Annotated in this window: 17 protein-coding genes; 12 read left to right on the forward strand and 5 right to left on the reverse strand. The window is 59.4% G+C overall.

The window, feature by feature from the left end:
• Nucleotides 1-161 precede the first annotated feature (161 nt).
• A complete protein-coding gene (locus LGH70_RS13135; RefSeq protein WP_226186321.1) occupies nucleotides 162-1,307 on the forward strand; it encodes an alpha/beta hydrolase in 1,146 nt (381 codons plus the stop codon).
• Nucleotides 1,308-1,395: 88 nt separating this feature from the next.
• Here the strand turns inward: LGH70_RS13135 and LGH70_RS13140 are convergent, their stop codons facing one another.
• Nucleotides 1,396-3,273: a BamA/TamA family outer membrane protein gene (locus LGH70_RS13140; RefSeq protein WP_226186323.1), complete on the reverse strand. Its 1,878-nt coding sequence runs from the start codon at nucleotides 3,271-3,273 to the stop codon at nucleotides 1,396-1,398.
• 148 nt (nucleotides 3,274-3,421) lie between these two features.
• On the opposite strand from LGH70_RS13140, the gene hemW reads away from it, so the two are divergent.
• From hemW to LGH70_RS13160, 4 genes are all read left to right on the forward strand, one after another.
• Nucleotides 3,422-4,564, forward strand: coding sequence for a radical SAM family heme chaperone HemW (gene hemW, locus LGH70_RS13145; RefSeq protein ID WP_226186325.1), 1,143 nt, complete (start codon nucleotides 3,422-3,424; stop codon nucleotides 4,562-4,564).
• Nucleotides 4,565-4,710: 146 nt separating this feature from the next.
• Nucleotides 4,711-5,130 carry a hypothetical protein gene (locus LGH70_RS13150; RefSeq protein ID WP_226186327.1) on the forward strand — a complete coding sequence of 140 codons (420 nt, stop codon included), beginning with the start codon at nucleotides 4,711-4,713 and terminating at the stop codon, nucleotides 5,128-5,130.
• Between the two features lie 38 nt (nucleotides 5,131-5,168).
• A complete protein-coding gene (locus tag LGH70_RS13155; protein ID WP_226186329.1) occupies nucleotides 5,169-5,840 on the forward strand; it encodes an alpha/beta fold hydrolase in 672 nt (223 codons plus the stop codon).
• Nucleotides 5,841-5,872: 32 nt separating this feature from the next.
• Nucleotides 5,873-6,631 carry a cyclase family protein gene (locus tag LGH70_RS13160; protein ID WP_226186332.1) on the forward strand — a complete coding sequence of 253 codons (759 nt, stop codon included), beginning with the start codon at nucleotides 5,873-5,875 and terminating at the stop codon, nucleotides 6,629-6,631.
• 99 nt (nucleotides 6,632-6,730) lie between these two features.
• Here the strand turns inward: LGH70_RS13160 and rpmA are convergent, their stop codons facing one another.
• Together rpmA and rplU are read right to left on the reverse strand one after the other, a co-directional pair.
• Nucleotides 6,731-7,009, reverse strand: coding sequence for a 50S ribosomal protein L27 (gene rpmA / locus LGH70_RS13165; protein WP_135463841.1), 279 nt, complete (start codon nucleotides 7,007-7,009; stop codon nucleotides 6,731-6,733).
• Nucleotides 7,010-7,112: 103 nt separating this feature from the next.
• Nucleotides 7,113-7,418, reverse strand: coding sequence for a 50S ribosomal protein L21 (gene rplU, locus LGH70_RS13170; protein ID WP_226186335.1), 306 nt, complete (start codon nucleotides 7,416-7,418; stop codon nucleotides 7,113-7,115).
• A 481-nt stretch (nucleotides 7,419-7,899) separates the two neighbouring features.
• On the opposite strand from rplU, the gene LGH70_RS13175 reads away from it, so the two are divergent.
• The 3 genes from LGH70_RS13175 (at nucleotide 7,900) to LGH70_RS13185 (ending at nucleotide 12,717) form a co-directional block, all read left to right on the forward strand.
• Nucleotides 7,900-8,859, forward strand: a complete 960-nt coding sequence (locus tag LGH70_RS13175) for a ribonucleoside-diphosphate reductase small subunit (RefSeq protein ID WP_226186338.1) — start codon at nucleotides 7,900-7,902, stop codon at nucleotides 8,857-8,859.
• Nucleotides 8,860-9,433: 574 nt separating this feature from the next.
• Nucleotides 9,434-11,812, forward strand: a complete 2,379-nt coding sequence (locus LGH70_RS13180; protein ID WP_226186342.1) for a ribonucleoside-diphosphate reductase subunit alpha — start codon at nucleotides 9,434-9,436, stop codon at nucleotides 11,810-11,812.
• A gap of 41 nt (nucleotides 11,813-11,853) precedes the next feature.
• The gene (locus LGH70_RS13185; RefSeq protein WP_226186345.1) at nucleotides 11,854-12,717 is read left to right on the forward strand and encodes a BRO family protein; all 864 of its coding nucleotides are present in this window, start codon (nucleotides 11,854-11,856) and stop codon (nucleotides 12,715-12,717) included.
• A 236-nt stretch (nucleotides 12,718-12,953) separates the two neighbouring features.
• Here LGH70_RS13185 and LGH70_RS13190 read toward each other — a convergent pair whose 3' ends face one another.
• Nucleotides 12,954-13,271, reverse strand: a complete 318-nt coding sequence (locus tag LGH70_RS13190) for a cyclic-phosphate processing receiver domain-containing protein (protein ID WP_226186348.1) — start codon at nucleotides 13,269-13,271, stop codon at nucleotides 12,954-12,956.
• A 323-nt stretch (nucleotides 13,272-13,594) separates the two neighbouring features.
• Here LGH70_RS13190 and LGH70_RS13195 point away from each other — a divergent pair, with 323 nt between their 5' ends.
• The 3 genes from LGH70_RS13195 (at nucleotide 13,595) to LGH70_RS13205 (ending at nucleotide 16,319) form a co-directional block, all read left to right on the forward strand.
• Nucleotides 13,595-14,290, forward strand: coding sequence for a hypothetical protein (locus tag LGH70_RS13195; RefSeq protein WP_226186351.1), 696 nt, complete (start codon nucleotides 13,595-13,597; stop codon nucleotides 14,288-14,290).
• Between the two features lie 292 nt (nucleotides 14,291-14,582).
• Nucleotides 14,583-15,599 carry an alpha/beta hydrolase family protein gene (locus LGH70_RS13200; protein WP_226186353.1) on the forward strand — a complete coding sequence of 339 codons (1,017 nt, stop codon included), beginning with the start codon at nucleotides 14,583-14,585 and terminating at the stop codon, nucleotides 15,597-15,599.
• A 192-nt stretch (nucleotides 15,600-15,791) separates the two neighbouring features.
• Entirely contained in the window at nucleotides 15,792-16,319 is a 528-nt protein-coding gene (locus tag LGH70_RS13205) for a ferritin (RefSeq protein ID WP_226186356.1), read from the forward strand.
• Nucleotides 16,320-16,355: 36 nt separating this feature from the next.
• On the opposite strand, the gene LGH70_RS13210 is transcribed toward LGH70_RS13205, so the two are convergent.
• The gene (locus LGH70_RS13210; protein WP_226186360.1) at nucleotides 16,356-16,790 is read right to left on the reverse strand and encodes a hypothetical protein; all 435 of its coding nucleotides are present in this window, start codon (nucleotides 16,788-16,790) and stop codon (nucleotides 16,356-16,358) included.
• A gap of 142 nt (nucleotides 16,791-16,932) precedes the next feature.
• On the opposite strand from LGH70_RS13210, the gene LGH70_RS13215 reads away from it, so the two are divergent.
• Nucleotides 16,933-17,283 carry a hypothetical protein gene (locus LGH70_RS13215; RefSeq protein ID WP_226186363.1) on the forward strand — a complete coding sequence of 117 codons (351 nt, stop codon included), beginning with the start codon at nucleotides 16,933-16,935 and terminating at the stop codon, nucleotides 17,281-17,283.
• The last annotated feature ends 121 nt before the right edge of the window (nucleotides 17,284-17,404 follow it).

The following is a 17,404-nucleotide window of genomic DNA, read 5'->3' on the forward strand; positions in this document are numbered from 1 at the left end:
CTGATTATCAGGCACAATAATTTTTTATTTCGGTCATGCCGGCTGGTCAGCGCGACTGTAGTGCCAGCGTACTATCCTATTCAAACCGGCAATTATTCAACCCTTAAGCTGAACAGGGCGTACAGATGGGGCACTCCTGCCTCCTTCTAACAACCACACTTATGACACTTTCCTTCTTCGCCGCTCATCCCGCGTGGCTGGCCGCAGCTCTGTTTACTGCCTCGTTGGGCCTTGCTTCCTGCGGTGGCTCCGCCAGCGAGCAAGCCACCGAAACTACTACCACCACCGAAACTACTGCCGCCACCGCCGCGGCCTCCAAGCCAGTGAAGCCCGCCGGTGCGGCCCCGGCCTGGGCCCCGAATATTGCCCCGGAAATGCAGACCATAATCGAGAAGCTGGCCAGCCTGCAAGGCCCCACTCCGCCTGAAACCCTGACGCCAGCTCAGGTACGCAAGGCTCCTTCGGCCACCGATGCTACCATGGCCGTCATGAAGGATTTTAGCATTCCCGTGCCGCCTTCGCCTCTGGACACCATGAGCCGGGAGGTTGCCCCGGGCGTAAAAGCGCGCATCTATGTGCCCAAAGGGGCCACGGGCCCACTGCCGGTGGTGGTGTATTACCACGGCGGCGGCTGGGTAATTGCCAACCTCGATACCTACGACCCCTCGGTGCGGGCCCTGGCCGAGCAGACTAACGCTATTTTCGTATCGGTGGCGTACCGGCAGGCTCCCGAGCACAAGTTCCCGACCGCGCACAACGATTCTTTCGCGGCCTACCAGTGGGTGCTGAAAAACGCGGCTTCTATTAAAGGCGACTCCAAGCGCGTGGCCGTAGCCGGGGAAAGTGCTGGCGGCAACCTAGCCGCCGCCGTGTGCATGATGGCCCGCGACAAAGGTGTGATGCAGCCCAAGCACCAACTGTTGGTATACCCCATTGCCGACTACAGCATGAATACGCCTTCGTATCAGCACAACGCCCAGGCCAAGCCCCTGAGCAAGCCCTTCATGGGCTGGTTTTTCAAGCACTACCTGCGTACCCCGGCCGATGGCGACAGCCCCCTGATTTCGCTGGTGAAGGCCCCGGACGTGAAAGGCCTGGCGCCGGCCACCGTCATTACGGCCGGCATCGATCCGCTGATGAGTGAGGGCAAAGCCTACGCCGACAAGCTGCAGGCGGCCGGCGTGGCGGTGAAATACCAGAACTATGACAACGTAACGCACGAGTTCTTCGGCATGGGTGCCGTGGTACCCCAGGCCAAAGAAGCGCAGGCTCTGGCAGCCGGCGAGTTGAAAAACGCCCTGAAGTAGCTGACTCACTTAGCTACCATCATGCAAACAGAAAGGCTGCCCCGGAATCGGGGCAGCCTTTTTTGTACTGCGTCGGCACAACTCGGCCCTAGAAGCGGCTGGTGATACCGAAGTGAATCTTGGAATTGCTCAACGACATTTTCTGGTTATCGGAGCGGCCCACGGAGTACACGAACTGAAACAGGCCGGCACCGGTGCGGAAGCTCAGGCCGGCACCCAGGCCCGTGGGCGTGTCGTGGGTCCGGTCATTTTGCAGGTCGCGCCGCAGGTAGCCCTGGTCGGCAAAGACGAAGACGTAGGAGTCGGCGCCGGTGAACTGCCGGTACTCCACGGTGCCCACGCCGTAGGTATTGGCATAAAACGCGTATTCATTGAAGCCCCGCAGCGTAGCCAGGCCCCCGATGCGGAACATGTCGTTGAGAAACAGCCGCTCGTTTACCAGTGACTCGCCCCGCAGGCGCGTGAGCAGCACCCCACCCCGCCCGATGCGGTAATAGTACTCCATGCGCAGCCCCAGCGTGATTTGGGTGGTGCGCAGCGGCACGCGGCTGTAGAGCGTGTCGTTCAGGTCGGAGTTTTTGGTAATGTTCTTGGTACCCACCGCGCCCTGCACGGCCGCCAGCAGCCCGCGCCGCGGAAACAGCAAATCGTCGAGGCTGTTCCAGTTGTAGTCGAGGCCGTAGGAGTTGTACTGGGAGTCAATATTCTCGGGCAGCACCGTGAGGTCCTTGAGCGAGTTGGCCGTATCGGCCAGCAGGCGAGAGCTGCGGCGCTCGGTGAAAAAGCTGATGCGCCCGGCCCGCACCGTGGGGTACGTGACCTGCAGGCGCGGCTGCAGCGTCAGAAACGAGTTGGACTGCTTGTAGAGGTTGAACGTGCCGCCCAGTTCCAGCGGAGTGCCGAAGAAATTAGGGTGTACATAGTGCGCATCGAGCAGCTGCGACAGGGCATCGAGCTTGCGCCACTGCAGGCCAATCTGCTTACCCCCCCCGCTCAGGTTGCGCAGGTTGATGGTTACGTCGCCGGTGAGCTGCACCTTTTTCTGGCCCGGCCCCGGTGTGGAGTTGGGCAGTACGCCCACAATGGCATCGAACTGGTTGGAGGGCCGGTCTTCGAGCAGCAGATAGATGCGGGCTCGGCCCTGGGCAAAGCGGACCTCGGGGTCGGCTTTCACCTGCAAATACGGCAGCTGGCGCAGCAGGCGGGCCGCAGCATCCACGCGCTGCTGGTTGTAGGGCTGGTTGGGAAAGATCTGCAGATACTTAGTCAGAAACCGCTTTTTGGTTTTAGTCTTGCCCACAATCTGAATGGAATCGAACAGTACCACGCGGCCCCTATCGAGCACCACGCGGCCGGTGATGTCGCCGCCGCGCAGCTCCAGGGAGTCGAGGCGGACGGCGGCAAACGGGTAGCCCTGGTTTTCGGCTTCGTTCAGGAGGTTCTGTTGCAGCCGGGCCCACTCATTGGGCTCGAAGGGCTTGCCATTAAACAGCCGCTCCCGGTAGCCGGCCCGCATCATCAGCCCATCGCCGAGGTTGCCGTTGCGCAGGCGGGCCCACCGGAATTTCTCGCCCACGTAGAGCTGCACATATAAGGTGTCGTGGGCCCAGCGCATGCCGTCGGCCGAGGCCGTCAGGTAGGCATCGGCCTGCAGCGCCAGCACTACATCGCGCACTTCCCGAAAGGCCGCCAGCGAATCGGGTACGGTGGTGCGGTAGCGGTAGCGGCGCAGCAGGGCCTGGTCGGCGGCTTCGGTTTCGAGCCGGATAACCTTACGGTCGGCGGTGCGCTGGGCTTTGCGCGTCAGGCTGGAGTCGGGCCGGGCAGCCGGGGGCGGCAGCGGCGGGGTTTGCAGGGCCGGCTGGTTGGGTACGGGCAGCGTCGGGGTTTGGGCCCACGCCGAAGCCCACGGCCCGGTGAGCAGGCCGCCGCAGAGCAGCAGGAAAACGAGGACGCGGGCGTACATTTGGAAACACAAACGCGAAAACGCGCTTTTAATTTCCCGAAAATACGCGGCCGGACCTGTTTGCCGCCGCGGCAGTGAACGAACCACCGGGCCGCTGCTGTTTTCCGACGTTACGCAGGGCCATTTTCGGCCGCGCTTTCCCTTTTTCATGGCTGGCATCTACCTCCACATTCCGTTCTGCAAGCAGGCTTGCCACTACTGCGACTTCCACTTCAGCACCTCCATGGGCCTGAAAAACCAGCTGGTCGACGCGTTGGTGCGGGAGCTGGAAATCCGGCGCGACTATCTGGGCACGGGAGCTACGCTCGAAACCATCTACTTCGGCGGCGGCACCCCGTCTTTGCTGACGGAGGCGGAGCTGGACACGATTTTCAGCGCCATCTACCGCCATTTTCCGGTGGCTGCTACCGCCGAAATAACGCTGGAGGCCAACCCCGACGACCTCACGCCGGCCAAGCTGCGGGAGTTGGCCGCTTCGCCCGTCAACCGCCTGAGTATCGGCCTGCAAAGCTTCCACGAACCCCACCTGCGGATGATGAACCGGGCTCATTCGGCCACTGAGTCGACCTCGGCCGTACGGGCGGCCCAGGCAGCGGGCTTCGAGAACTTATCCGTGGACCTGATTTACGGCGTGCCGGCGCCCGACCACGGCCTCTGGGAACAGGATATGGCTCAGGCGTTTGCCCTGAACGTGCCCCACCTCTCCTGCTACGCCCTCACTATCGAGCCCGACACGGTGTTTGGCCGCCGCCTACGGAAAGGCAGCTTCACGGCCCCGCCCGACGACTTCGTGGCCCGGCAGTTTGAAATGCTGCTGGCCGCGCTGCCCGCCCAGGGCTACGAGCAGTATGAAATCAGCAACTTCTGCCGCCCCGGCCGCGAGTCACGCCACAATGCCAACTACTGGCGCGGCGTGCCCTACCTGGGCCTGGGCCCCAGCGCCCACTCCTTTAATGGCTACAGCCGGCAGTACGCGGTGGCCAACAACCCGCAGTACGTGAGCAGCGTGCTGGAACGGGGCGAGGTGCCGGCTACCGTCGAAACCCTCTCGCCCACCGACCGCGCCAACGAGTACCTGATGACCTCGTTGCGCACCAGCCGCGGCTGCGACCTGGACTATCTGCACCACACCCTAGGCACCGACCTGCGCGCCAGCCGGGCTGCCTACCTGCGGGAGCTGGAGCACAATGGCTGGGCGACCGTGCGCGGCCCCCGGCTCGTGCTGACGGACCGGGGCAAGCTGCTGGCCGACCAGATTACGCTGGAGCTGTTTCTGGAGCCTGAGGCGTAACTGCCATCACAGCCGGTTGAAGCAGCCCGGCGATAACTCCTTTCCTGTTAGCGGCTTGCCAGAACGAGTAAGGCCAACTCCGTTGAAATCCGCGAAATCTGCTTTCCGGGCTTAATCCGTGCGCCGGATTTACGTATGTTCAGAAGATGAAACGCCTCGTTGATGCTCTCGTGGATGACACCGACTTTTTTGTCGAGCAAATCCAGATTACCGCTATTGTCTTTGATAACACCGACGACGTGACGGTGTGGGCCACCACGTTTTTTGATGACGACATCCACTTTTTCCACCTGGGCCTGCAGTTCCCTTCCCTCGACCTGCTGCTGCGCCTGGCCGGGCCGCGGGCCGAAGCCCTGCAGGAACAGGTAGCCGACGCGCTGGCCACCGTTACCGACTGGCCCTGCCTGCTCGAATACACCCACGAAGACTCCCCGCCCGTACCTCTGGATGGCGTGGCCATGAAGCTTTCCTGCACCTACCCCGCCGACGAGCCCGAGGAAGACGAAGACAGCATGCCGCATAATATCTTCTACCTGGAAGGAGTATTCATGCGCCTTGAGCCGTGAAATGGCTGATTCTCTGTCTTCACCTACTCTGGTTTTCCGTGCCTGTACCTGCTGCTTCCGCGCGCGTTTTCTATCTGATTCCCGGCCTGGGCGCCGACGAGCGGGTCTTTAAAAACCTGCTGCCCTTGCTCGACGGCGAGGCGCACGTTATGGCGTGGCCGACGCCCGAAGCCGACGAAACGCTGCCGCATTACGTGGCTCGCATGGCCGCAGCCATTCCGCCCGAGCAGCCCTGCCTGGTCGTAGGCGTGTCGTTTGGCGGAGTAGCAGCCCTGGAAATTGCCCGTCTGCGCCCCAAAGCCCGGGCCGTGCTGGTGTCCAGCATCCCCGACGCGGATTCCCTGCCGCTGCTCCTGCGCGTTATTCGCGGTACCGGGGTCTACAAACTGTTTCCACCGCAGTGGCTGAAGCTGTTTCCTAGGGCCGGACAGTGGTATTTCGGAGTCCGGAACGGCGAGGAGTACCAGATCTTCAAACAGATTCTGCGGGACATGGACCAGGCGTATACCCGCTGGGCCATCGACCGGCTTCTGCACTGGGATAGTACCAATGCGGGCCGCAGCATTCAGATTCTGGGCTCCCACGACCGGGTGTTTCCACCCGGTCCCGCGCCCGTCGACCATCTGATTCCGGGCGGCACCCACTTTATGGTGCTCAGCCACGCCCCCGAAATAAGCCGCATCCTGAACACGCTACCCGCCGAAGACTGACATTCTCTTCCGGGCGCTTTTTCCTTCACCCCATGCTTGCTACCTACCCGCACCACGGGCGCACGTATTCCTTCGACCCCGCAGCCCCGCTGGATATTTCCCTGCCCCTGGCTCCGGGCCCCAATCAGGTGAACTGCTTCTGGGCCGAGCCGGTGCAGTTCGATACGATTCGGGTGGGCAGCTTCGTGGGCAGTGTGGCGCTGGGCGGCAGCACCAACTACCAGCGCGTGCACCTGACGCCCCACGGCAATGGTACTCACACCGAGTGCTACGGTCACATCAGCCCTGAGCCCACCGCTACGCTCAACCGCTGCCTGCGCCGCTTCCTGTTCCTGGCTCAGTTGGTATCAGTCGCGCCGCGCCCCCAGCCCAACGGCGACCTGGTAGTACTACTGGCCGACGTGCAGCCGCTGCTCGAAGCGGCGGCTGTTGCTCCAGAAGCGGTAGTACTGCGCACCTTGCCCAATGACGAAGCCAAGCAGCAGCGGCAGTATTCGGGCACCAACCCAACGTATATCGAACCGGCCCTGGCCCATTACCTCGTGACCCAGAACATCGAGCACCTCCTGCTCGATCTGCCCAGCGTCGACCGGGAGGAAGACAATGGCGAGCTGCTGGCCCACCACGCCTTCTGGCAATATCCGGAGCAAACGCGCACCCACTGCACCATTACCGAGTTGATCTTCGTGCCGGATACGGTAGCCGACGGCCTGTACTTGCTGAATCTGCAGGTAACCAGCTTGGAGCTGGACGCCAGCCCGAGCAAGCCGGTACTCTACCAACTATCGTAGCCACCTCTCGAAAAAACACGGCAACGCAAAAAGGGATAGCCCGGCAGGACTATCCCTTTTCTACGTCAGATCAACTCCGGAGAGCTGTTCAGCAGTTAGTTACGCAGCAGCCTCAGCTACTTCCGAAACCGGAACTACCGTTACGAACGAACGGTCTTTGCGGCCTTTGCGGAACTGAACCGTGCCGTCAACCATAGCGAAAAGCGTGTGGTCCTTGCCGATACCCACGTTCTGGCCGGGGTGGTGCTTGGTGCCGCGCTGACGCACGATGATGTTACCAGCAATGATATCTTGACCGCCGAAGATCTTCACGCCGAGACGCTTAGAATGAGATTCGCGGCCGTTGTTGGAGCTACCTACGCCTTTCTTGTGTGCCATTGTATTAGTACTTAGTGCTTGGTTATCAGTGCTTAGAAAGTCGTGTTAGAGCCGAACGAACCTGGGATACCCCAGCCTCCAGGCACTAACAACTAAGCCCTAATTAGCCGATGCTGTTGATCATTACTTTGGTGAACTGCTGACGGTGACCGTTCAGCTTCTTGTAGCCCTTGCGGCGCTTCTTCTTGAATACCAGCACCTTGTCGCCCTGTACGTGCGACAGGATGGTGCCCGTTACGGTTACGTCCAGCGTGGGGGCACCAATGGTGATGGTCCCGTCGCTGTCGGTCAGCAGGGCTTTGCCCAGCTCTACCGTATCGCCGACGTTGCCAGCCAGTCGGTGAGCGTATACAAATTTATTGGCTTCGACCTTGGTCTGCTTCCCGGCTATGTTGACAATTGCGTACATCGGCGTCTTCGCGTTTTCTGAAAATTGGAAGGCAAAAGTACAAGTACGATTTCACAAAACCAAACCTAACTCACTAATCATCATTCAGTCGGGTCGGCTTCGTAGGCTTGCTCCCTCTCCCACGGGCCCGGTAATAGTCCCTTAAGGAACGCCTGAGCGGGTACACGCATAGCAAATTTGTGGATAAATCAGATTGTCCACAGGCAAAATGTGGATAACTTTCCCAAAATCGGCTGATTTGCCTGGTTTCAGCCCGATTTTCACCCCGCAGCCTTCTGTGGAAATCTTTGGGTCATACAGAAAAATTAGCGGAGAAAAAACGTGAATGAGCCTGCCGCGGAGTTTATATTTGGTGCTTCGACCCGGCTAAGCCGACCCAAAAATCGGCTAAACATTTCTTCTCGGCCCAGGGTTGGCAAGCTGTTCTTCCTGCCTTATTCAGGTTTTATCCGAAGTCTTTTCCACGCCTCACTTCCCCGCTATGGAACCTTTGCTCGTCGAGAACCCCAACCGCTTTGTGCTCTTCCCCATCCAGAATGATGATGTGTGGCAGATGTACAAGAAGGCCGAAGCCTCCTTCTGGACGGCCGAAGAAATTGACCTGTCCCAGGATCAGAAAGACTGGGAAAACCTCAACGACAACGAGAAGCACTTCATTTCGCACGTGCTGGCCTTCTTCGCTGCCTCCGATGGCATCGTGAACGAGAACCTGGCCGTCAACTTCATGCAGGAGGTGCAGATGCCCGAAGCCCGCTGCTTCTACGGCTTCCAGATCATGATGGAAAACATTCACTCGGAGACCTACTCCCTGCTGATTGATACTTACATCAAGAACCCGCAGGAGAAGGACCGCCTCTTCAACGCCCTCGAAACCGTGCCCTGCGTGAAGAAGAAGGGCGAGTGGGCGCTGAAGTGGATTAACTCCGAGAACTTTGCCGAGCGCATCATTGCCTTTGCCGCCGTGGAAGGCATCTTCTTCTCGGGCTCGTTCTGCTCGATCTTCTGGCTTAAGAAGCGCGGCCTGATGCCCGGCCTGACTTTCTCCAACGAGCTGATTTCGCGCGACGAAGGCCTGCACTGCGACTTCGCCTGCCTGCTCTACAGCTACCTGCAAAACAAGCTGAGCGAGGAGCGCGTGCACAGCATTATCCGCGACGCGGTGCAGATCGAGCAGGAGTTCGTGACCGATGCCCTGCCCGTGAACCTGATTGGCATGAACGCCAAGAGCATGGCCCAGTACATCGAGTTTGTGGCCGACCGCCTCCTGCAGAGCCTGGGCTACAGTAAGATCTACAACGCTACCAACCCCTTCGACTTCATGGAAATGATTTCGCTGCAGGGCAAAACCAACTTCTTCGAGAAGCGCGTGGCCGAATACCAGAAGGCTGGCGTGATGAGTGAGCGGACCGAAAACGCCTTCTCCCTCGACGAGGACTTTTAAGCAACGCCATTACCGAAAAGCAAAAGCCTGTGACTCACCTCACAGGCTTTTACTTTTTATGCTGAGGTTATGCTGGGCTAGAAAAGCTAGTCAGGGTCCCCTCCTTTTTCAAATTCCGCGCATCAAGCGGCGTGAGTGCCCGAAGGGCGGGGTGGTTTATTGGGGCTAGAAAGCTAGAGCTATCAACAAAACAGCAGGAACCAGCATTAAAAAAGTTGTTCAACAAGTAACCACCCCTAACCCCTCCTTGAAAAAAGGAGGGGAACTGGCTTCTCTAACTTTGGCCCTCCTACCCCACACTATCAAATTTGCGGCAAAATCCCAACCCTATTTCCGGGCTCATTTCGCCGCTATATAGCAGCTGCCTAATCCCGAAAAAGGGCCTGAACAGCACTGCTTTAGCCTAATGTGGAAAACTTCTAAACTTTAGGTTTGTCCTACCCACCGGAAGCCGATAACTTCCGCATCAGGAACGCCGGTTTAGCACCCGGCTTGCCTTCCTTCTGCACGTAGTCCCCGCCCTTTCACGGCGTGGTGTTTTCTCTACATCCATCCAATACAACCTCGCACGCTTATGCTGGTAATCAAACGCGACGGCCGCCGCGAATCCGTGAAATTCGACAAAGTCACGGCACGCATCGAGAAGCTCTGCTACGGGCTCAACCAGAACTTCGTCTCCCCGATTGAGGTGGCCAAGAAGGTCATCGATGGCATCTACGACGGCGTCACCACGGTGGAGCTCGACAACCTGGCGGCCGAAACCGCCGCTTCGCTCACCACCAAGCACCCCGACTACGCCATCCTGGCCGCGCGCATTGCCGTGAGCAACCTGCACAAGGTGACCTCGAAGTCGTTTTCGAGCACCATGAAGCGCCTCTATACCTACGAGGACCCCAAGACCGGCGAGAATGCCTCGCTCATCGCCAAGGACGTGTGGGAAATCATCCACAAGCACGCCGCTACTCTGGACTCGGCCATTATCTATGACCGCGACTACTCGTACGACTACTTCGGCTTCAAAACCCTGGAGCGCAGCTACCTGCTGCGCGTGGACGGCAAGGTAATCGAGCGGCCCCAGCACATGCTCATGCGCGTGGCCATCGGTATTCACAAGCACGACATCGAGTCGGCCATCGAAACCTACGAGCTGATGTCGGAGCGCTGGTTTACCCACGCTACCCCAACCTTGTTCAACGCCGGCTCGCCCAAGCCCCAGCTCAGCTCCTGCTTCCTGCTCACGATGAAGGACGACTCCATCACGGGCATCTACGACACGCTGAAGAACTGCGCCCAGATTTCGCAGTCGGCCGGCGGTATCGGCCTGAGCATTCACAACGTGCGCGCCACGGGCTCCTACATCAAGGGTACGAATGGCACTAGCAACGGCATCATCCCGATGCTGAAGGTCTTCAACGACACGGCCCGCTACGTGGACCAGGGCGGTGGGAAGCGCAAAGGCGCCTTCGCCATCTACATTGAGCCCTGGCACGCCGATATCTTCGACTTCCTGGATCTGAAGAAGAACCACGGCAAGGAGGAAAACCGCGCCCGTGACCTGTTCTACGCCCTCTGGACGCCCGACTTGTTCATGAAGCGGGTAGAGGAAAACGGCGACTGGACGCTGATGTGCCCCAACGAGTGCCCCGGCCTGGGCGACACCTGGGGCCCCGAGTTCGAGAAGCTCTACCACAAGTACGAGAAGGAAGGCCGCGGCCGCCGCACCGTGAAGGCGCAGGACCTGTGGTTTGCCATCCTGGAAAGCCAGACCGAGACCGGTACGCCCTACATGCTCTTCAAGGATGCTGCTAACAGCAAGAGCAACCAGCAGAACCTGGGCACCATCAAGTCGTCGAACCTGTGCACCGAGATTATGGAGTACACCGACGAGAACGAAATTGCGGTCTGCAACCTGGCTTCCTTGGCCCTGCCCCGCTTCCTGAAGGAAGAAGGCGGCCACCTGGTGTTCGACCACCAGAAGCTGTACGACGTGACCTACCACGCCACCAAGAATCTGAACAAGGTAATCGACATCAACTACTACCCCGTAGTGGAAGCCGAACGCTCGAACCTGCGCCACCGCCCCATCGGCCTCGGCGTGCAGGGTCTGGCCGATACCTTCATTGCCCTGCGCATGCCCTTCGAGAGCGACGAAGCCACGGGCCTGAACAAGGACATCTTCGAGACCATCTACTTCGCGGCCATGACGGCCTCCATGGATTTGGCCAAGAAGGACGGCGCCTACGAAACCTTCCCCGGCTCGCCCCTGAGCCAGGGTAAGTTCCAGTTCGACCTCTGGGGCGTGACGCCCGAGAGTGGCCGCTGGGACTGGGAAACGCTGCGGGCTCAGGTAGTAGAGCACGGCGTGCGCAACTCCCTGCTGGTGGCCCCCATGCCGACCGCCTCGACCGCGCAGATCCTGGGCAACAACGAGTCGTTTGAGCCCTACACCTCCAACATCTACGTGCGGCGCGTGCTCAGCGGCGAGTTCATGGTGGTGAACAAGCACCTGCTGAAGGACCTGGTGAAGCTCGGCATCTGGAACGAGCAGATGAAGAACGAAATCATTGCCGCCAACGGCTCGGTGCAGAACATCGACCGGATTCCCCAGCACATCAAGGACCTGTATAAGACGGTGTGGGAGATTTCCCAGCGCCGCATCATTGATATGTCGGCCGACCGGGGCGCCTACATCTGCCAGAGCCAGAGCCTGAACCTGCACGTGATGAACGTGAACTTCGGCAAGCTGACCAGCATGCACTTCCACAGCTGGAAGAAGGGCCTGAAAACCGGCATGTACTACCTGCGCACCAAAGCCGCCGCCGACGCCATCAAGTTCACGGTGCAGAAGCAAGCCGCCGAAACCCTGGAGCCCCTGAACGTATCGGCCCAGAACGCCTCGGACATGGCCTGCTCCCTGGATAACCCCGACGCCTGCGAGGCCTGCGGGTCGTAAAAATCTCTCAACAAACTGCTACAAATTTTAGCTGCAAAAAGATGTCAGTTCCGATAAACTTAGCTAAATTGGTTTTTGTTGAAGAGGCACCACTACTCAAGAACATGAATCAAAATCCTGCTTCAATACCTTCTTTCGACGATTTTACTATCGTGGGAGAAGCGACAGACGCCGCTAAAACCTGGTGGGCAAGTGACCTTGCACAAATGTTAGGTTATAACGACATGACGTCATTTGCTAAAACCATTCGCAGAGCGATGGGAGCGTGCTTGTCTGCTAATATCGACTGCTCGGATGAGTTCTCTAAGACGAAGCGAGTAGTAGACGGTAACGTTGTAGACGATTTTAAACTCACGCGTTTTGCTTGCTATATGGTCGTGATGAACGGCGATAGTAAAAAGCAACAAGTTGCAAGAGCTCAAGTATACTTTGCGCAACAAGCAGAACAGTTCGACCTTATTCTGGAAGGCAAGAACGATGTTGAGCGAATCATAGCTCGTGCAGAGATTACCGACGGCAACAAGTCACTCAATGCTGCAGCTGCAGCCTCTGGAGTAACAAATTTTGCAATTTTCAATGATGCTGGTTACCGAGGTCTTTATAACATGGGTATAAAGCAGGTTTCAGCAAAAAAAGGTGTGGTTAACGGTACTCTGCTAGACCATATGGGGCGTACAGAATTGGCGGCTAACTTATTTCGAATCACCCTGACAGAGGATAGGCTTAAAATGAACAACGTCAAGGGTGAAAACAATGCTTGCCTTGTCCACCGTAGCGTTGGTAAAGGTGTGAGGGACATGGTCCGAGACAATACCGGTATGTACCCTGAAGACCTTCCTGTCGAACGTAAACTAGGTGAGGTGCAAAAGCAACTGAAAAAAGCTAATAAGCAACTTAACAAGTGAGTTAGCCTCTAGGTAAAAAGCCCCTATTATTCAACTAGTAGGGGCTTTTTATTTTAAATACATCTAAGGGTGTCTCCCTCTCGCAGTCGCTCGGCTGTGCCGAGTGACGCTTACGCCGGAGCGGCTGTGCCGCGAGTGTCCCGCGCCGGCCGGGCCTACGAAGCGGGCGGATTCGCAGCAGAGCTGCTCAGAGCGTAGTCGTCACTCGGCATAGCCGAGCGACTGCCAAGAGGGGCTCACTGCAAGCCTTTCTTAAACTTCAGGAAGTTTTGCAGGAGGCGCTTGATGTTCTCGGCCCCTACCGGGTTGGCCGAGTGAACATTGAAGTTTTCTATCACCAGATCATTTTCGACCAGCCACTTCGCGCAGTCGTAGCCGCTTTTCATCTCGCAATCATGCTCGTCGTCCCAGCCTAAGTCATGGTCGAAGGAGATTTCCTGGGGTAGGCCTCGCTGGTTGATAGTCGCTACGAACTCATCGAAGCTCCTTACGACTTGCCAGCCTTCTCCTTTCGGCGTCCGGATATCATCTAGGTATAGCTTGTAGCCCTGCATGGCTCTGAAATGGGATAGTGGTGTGGAAAGCTTACAAACATACTGCCGGTAGAAATTCCTCACTCGACCCAAACAAAAGTTTCCAAGCTCCGCAACTGTCGCGGGGCTTGGAAACTTTTGTTTTAAGGCTCCGCACCAGTTGCGGGGCTCGGCAACATTTGTTGGAAGGCAGTGTACGAGTTGCGGAGCTCAGAAACATTTGTTTTTGCCCGCTGCAACTGGTGCGGGGCTTCGAAACAGTTGTTTTCGGGCTCCGCAACTACTTGCTAGTGTACAAGCAGAACGGTATATTCCTGAAGTTGTATCCTTTAACTCCTTTATCCATGTCCAGTAATCCTATTGAGCCGGCTGCTACGCCGGCTAAAACGGCTAAGTCCGTGCGCCGGGCCAGCCAACTACCCACCAATGCCATTGCCCTGGCGGAGGTAGCCACTAATGCTGCCAAAGCGTGGCAAGGCTCGGAGCTGCCGGCGCTGCTCTGGCTCACCAAAACCGACTTCGCCGCCCAGGCGGCCAGCTTCGCCGAGAGCCGCGACGAGGCCGATGCGGCCGGTGATGCCCGCACCCCGCAAGCCAAACGCCTAAAGGCGCTGGATGCGCTATTGGATAAGAGCCTGACCTACGTGAAAGGCTATCTGGCGGAAGCCAAAGACGACAAAACCGCTTACTACGGCGAGTTTGGCATCGAGAAGCTGGGCAAGGCCTACCGGTTGCCCCGAACCCGCAACGAGCGGGTAAAGGCCCTGGACAAGCTGCTGCTGGCCCTCAAGGCGCATAAATTCGACAAGAACAAGTACGGCACCGCCCACTGGGAGCCCCTGGTAGCGGAGTACAAGCAGCTGGTAGCCCAAAGCACCGAAGCCAGCGGGCAGCGCAGCGGCAAGGTGAGCAGCAAGGACCAGGGCGAAGAGCAGCTGCGCAAGGCCCTGCGCGCCCTGATTCACCACATCAAGGCCCAGTTCCCGGATACGTTTGAGGCCAAGCTGCGGGAGTTTGGGTTTCAGAAGGAGAGCTATTAGGGGGTTGTAGCGCTACCTGGCTTGAGCATGTTAGTAGCGCGAACTGTGTAGTTCGCGTGCCTGCACGACCATACGGCGCGGGGCACGCGAACTACACAGTTCGCGCTAATGGCTTTGGTGGGCCAAAAATCAATCGGTGCCGCTCCATTTCACTTCACTTCGCGCCGCCTGGAGAAATCCGGGCGGCGCAGTCGTTTTACCGGGGGGGGCACTACCCCCGACGTGCGGGATTAAATAATACATTTACTGAATATTCAGACTCTCCACTCTCGCCCCATTACTGCAAGGAACAATGAAATGGATTCGTCGGCTACTGCTGGTTGTGCTCATTCTGGCCGTTGGGTTCGGGGCAGTCATGGTGGGGGCGGCGCTGCGCCCGGAGCGGCCGGTCGGGTTTCAGCGGGCCCAGGCCACTGATGCGAGCGGGCAGCCTTTCGCGGTGGGCATCTGGTACCCGACCCAGGCCCGGACTTGGCCCACGACGTGGCTGGGCCTGAGCCTGATGGACGTGGCCGCCGACGCACCCGTAGCGGGCCGCGGCTTGCCCCTCGTGGTGTTTTCGCACGGCAATTCCGGTGGCCCCGGCAGCCACGCCGACCTGGCCCTGGCCCTGGCTAGTGCAGGCTATATCGTGGCGGCCCCCATGCACAGCGGCGACAACTACATGGACCAAAGCGCCGCCGGGACGGTCGCCTGGCTTGGCGGGCGCACCCGGCAGCTGCATGCCACCATCGACTATATGCTCCAGCGCTGGCCGGGGCACGCCCAGCTCAACCCCGCCCGCATCGGAGCCTTTGGCTTCTCCGCCGGCGGCCTTACCGTCCTGACGGCCGCCGGGGCCCAGCCTGACCTGCGCCTGATTGCTAAGCACTGCGCCGAGACGCCCGAGGCCATCTGTGCGTTGTTGCGGGCCGGCAATTCCCCCCTGCTGGACCCCGAGCAGGCGAAGAAGGGCAACAGCTACGTGTCCGACCCAAGAATCAAGGCCGCCGTGGTAGCCGCCCCCGGGCTAAGCTTCACGCTGGGCCCCGGGGCGCTTACTGCCGTGCGGGTGCCGGTGCAGCTATGGAGCGGCGAGCAGGACACCGTGGTTTCCTATGCCACCAATACCAAGCGGGTTCGGGAGGCTCTGGGAGCGGCGGCCGAATTCCATTCGGTGCCGGGGGCCGGGCATTTCTCGTTTCTGGCTCCCTGCGGCCCGTTGGCGCCGCCGCTGCTGTGCACCGACCAGGGGCAGTTTGATCGAAAAGCCTTTCACCGGGGCATGAATGCCAGCGTCGTTGCCTTTTTCAACAAAGCCATCCGCTAAGCGCCGCGCTGGCCCGGGGCGGTTATAGTAGCGCGGGCTGTGTAGTTCGCGGGCCAGAACGACCTTACGGCGCGGGCACGCGAACTACACAGTTCGCGCTACTGGCTTTGGTGGGCCTTCCGTCGTATTCACAGCCGGTTGGGCGCAAACCTGTAAATTACCCGCTCACTCCAACCCTACTTCCGACCTGCTATGCTGCCCCAACTCGTTCAAAACGCGCTTAACAAGCAAATCTTCATGGAAGCCCAGTCGTCGCAGGCCTACCTGGCTATGGCGTCGTGGGCCGAGATTCAGCCGGGCCTGGACGGGGTGACCAACTTCTTCTACCAGCAAAGCGACGAGGAGCGGGTGCACATGCTCAAGCTGATTCGCTACGTGAACGAGCGGGGCGGTTTTGCCCTGGTGCCGGCCCTGCCCCAGCCGGTGGTTACATTTCAGTCCCTGAAGCGCGTGTTCGAGGACTTTCTGAAGCACGAAATAGCCGTGTCGGAAAGCATAAACGAGCTGGTGGGCCTCACGTTGCAGGAGCGCGACTTTGCCACCCACAACTTCCTGCAGTGGTACGTGTCGGAGCAGCTGGAAGAGGAAGCCCTGGCCCGCACCCTGAACGACAAGCTGGAGCTGGTCGGCGACGACAAGAGCGGGATTTACATGTTCGACAAGGACATCATGCTGTTTCGGGGCAACACCGCTGCTGACGGCGCCAACGGCCGCCCGTAGGCAGGCCACACGCGCATTGGCCAGCCCGGCCCTGCCCTACGCCGCGGGGGCAACGGGCTGGCTCAGCAGCCACTGCACGGCTTCCGCTTCGGCCTCGAAGGAGCGGTAGACCAGCGGCAGACCCAGCACCTGGGTGGTAATGTAGGAGGTAGCCAGCCGCACCATCACCTCCGCCGACACGACCACGGCGCCGTGGCGGTAGCCGCCTTCCTGCACGGCCAGCGGCAGCCAGTGCTGGGCTATCCACTGCTGCTCGGCGGCCGTGAAGGGCGGCATCACGCGCTGGTCGACCAGAATGCGGCTCCAGTTGAAGCGGCCTAGGGCCAGGCGCATGTGGGTGAATACGGCCTGGGTTTCCTCCAGCCGGCGCGTGTTGGCGCTCCAGCGCACCCGCAGGAAGCCGTTCGGATCCTGGAGCAGGCGGGCGGCGGTATTCTCGAAGTAAAGCCGGGGGACGCGGGAATTAGGCATTGCCGGGCAAAGATACAACCAGTCGAAATACTACCCCGCGGCTGGCACGCGGGGCAGGCAGCCTATGAAAACCGTTTTCGCACGGTTGTGCGGCCGTTTATGTATCTAGCCAGCTGCTACGACGACTATGTTTACGATACCGATGATGCTACCCAAACACTTCGGCGGCCTGCTACTGGTGCTGCTCAGTGCCACCCACGCGCCGGCCCAGACGGCGGCGCCCCGGCCCGGTTCCGCCCCCACGCCCAAAATCCTGCTACAGGGTATCTGGGCCGAGAATACTGAGGACAACGCCTTGTTCTTCGTCCGGGGCAACCACCTGACCTACGTGGAGTTCCTGGACCGGCCGCTGCGCTACACCGTTTCGGCCACCACCCTGAATATTACGCAGGTCGACGGCCCTTACCCCTGCCGCCTGCGCAAGCTCACGCCGGACAGCCTGGTATTTGAAGACCCGTACGGCAATGTGATGCGCCTGTACAAACGCCGGTAGAAACGTCGGCGGCCCCTATTTCTTCTATCCTCCGGCCCTGTTTGTACACTACACCTCACTACACAGCGAAGCCCACGCTACCAGGTAACGCGGGCTTCGCTGTGCCGCAGGATGGAGCGGG

It is taken from the genome of Hymenobacter nitidus (assembly GCF_020447315.1).
Classification (GTDB): domain Bacteria; phylum Bacteroidota; class Bacteroidia; order Cytophagales; family Hymenobacteraceae; genus Hymenobacter; species Hymenobacter nitidus.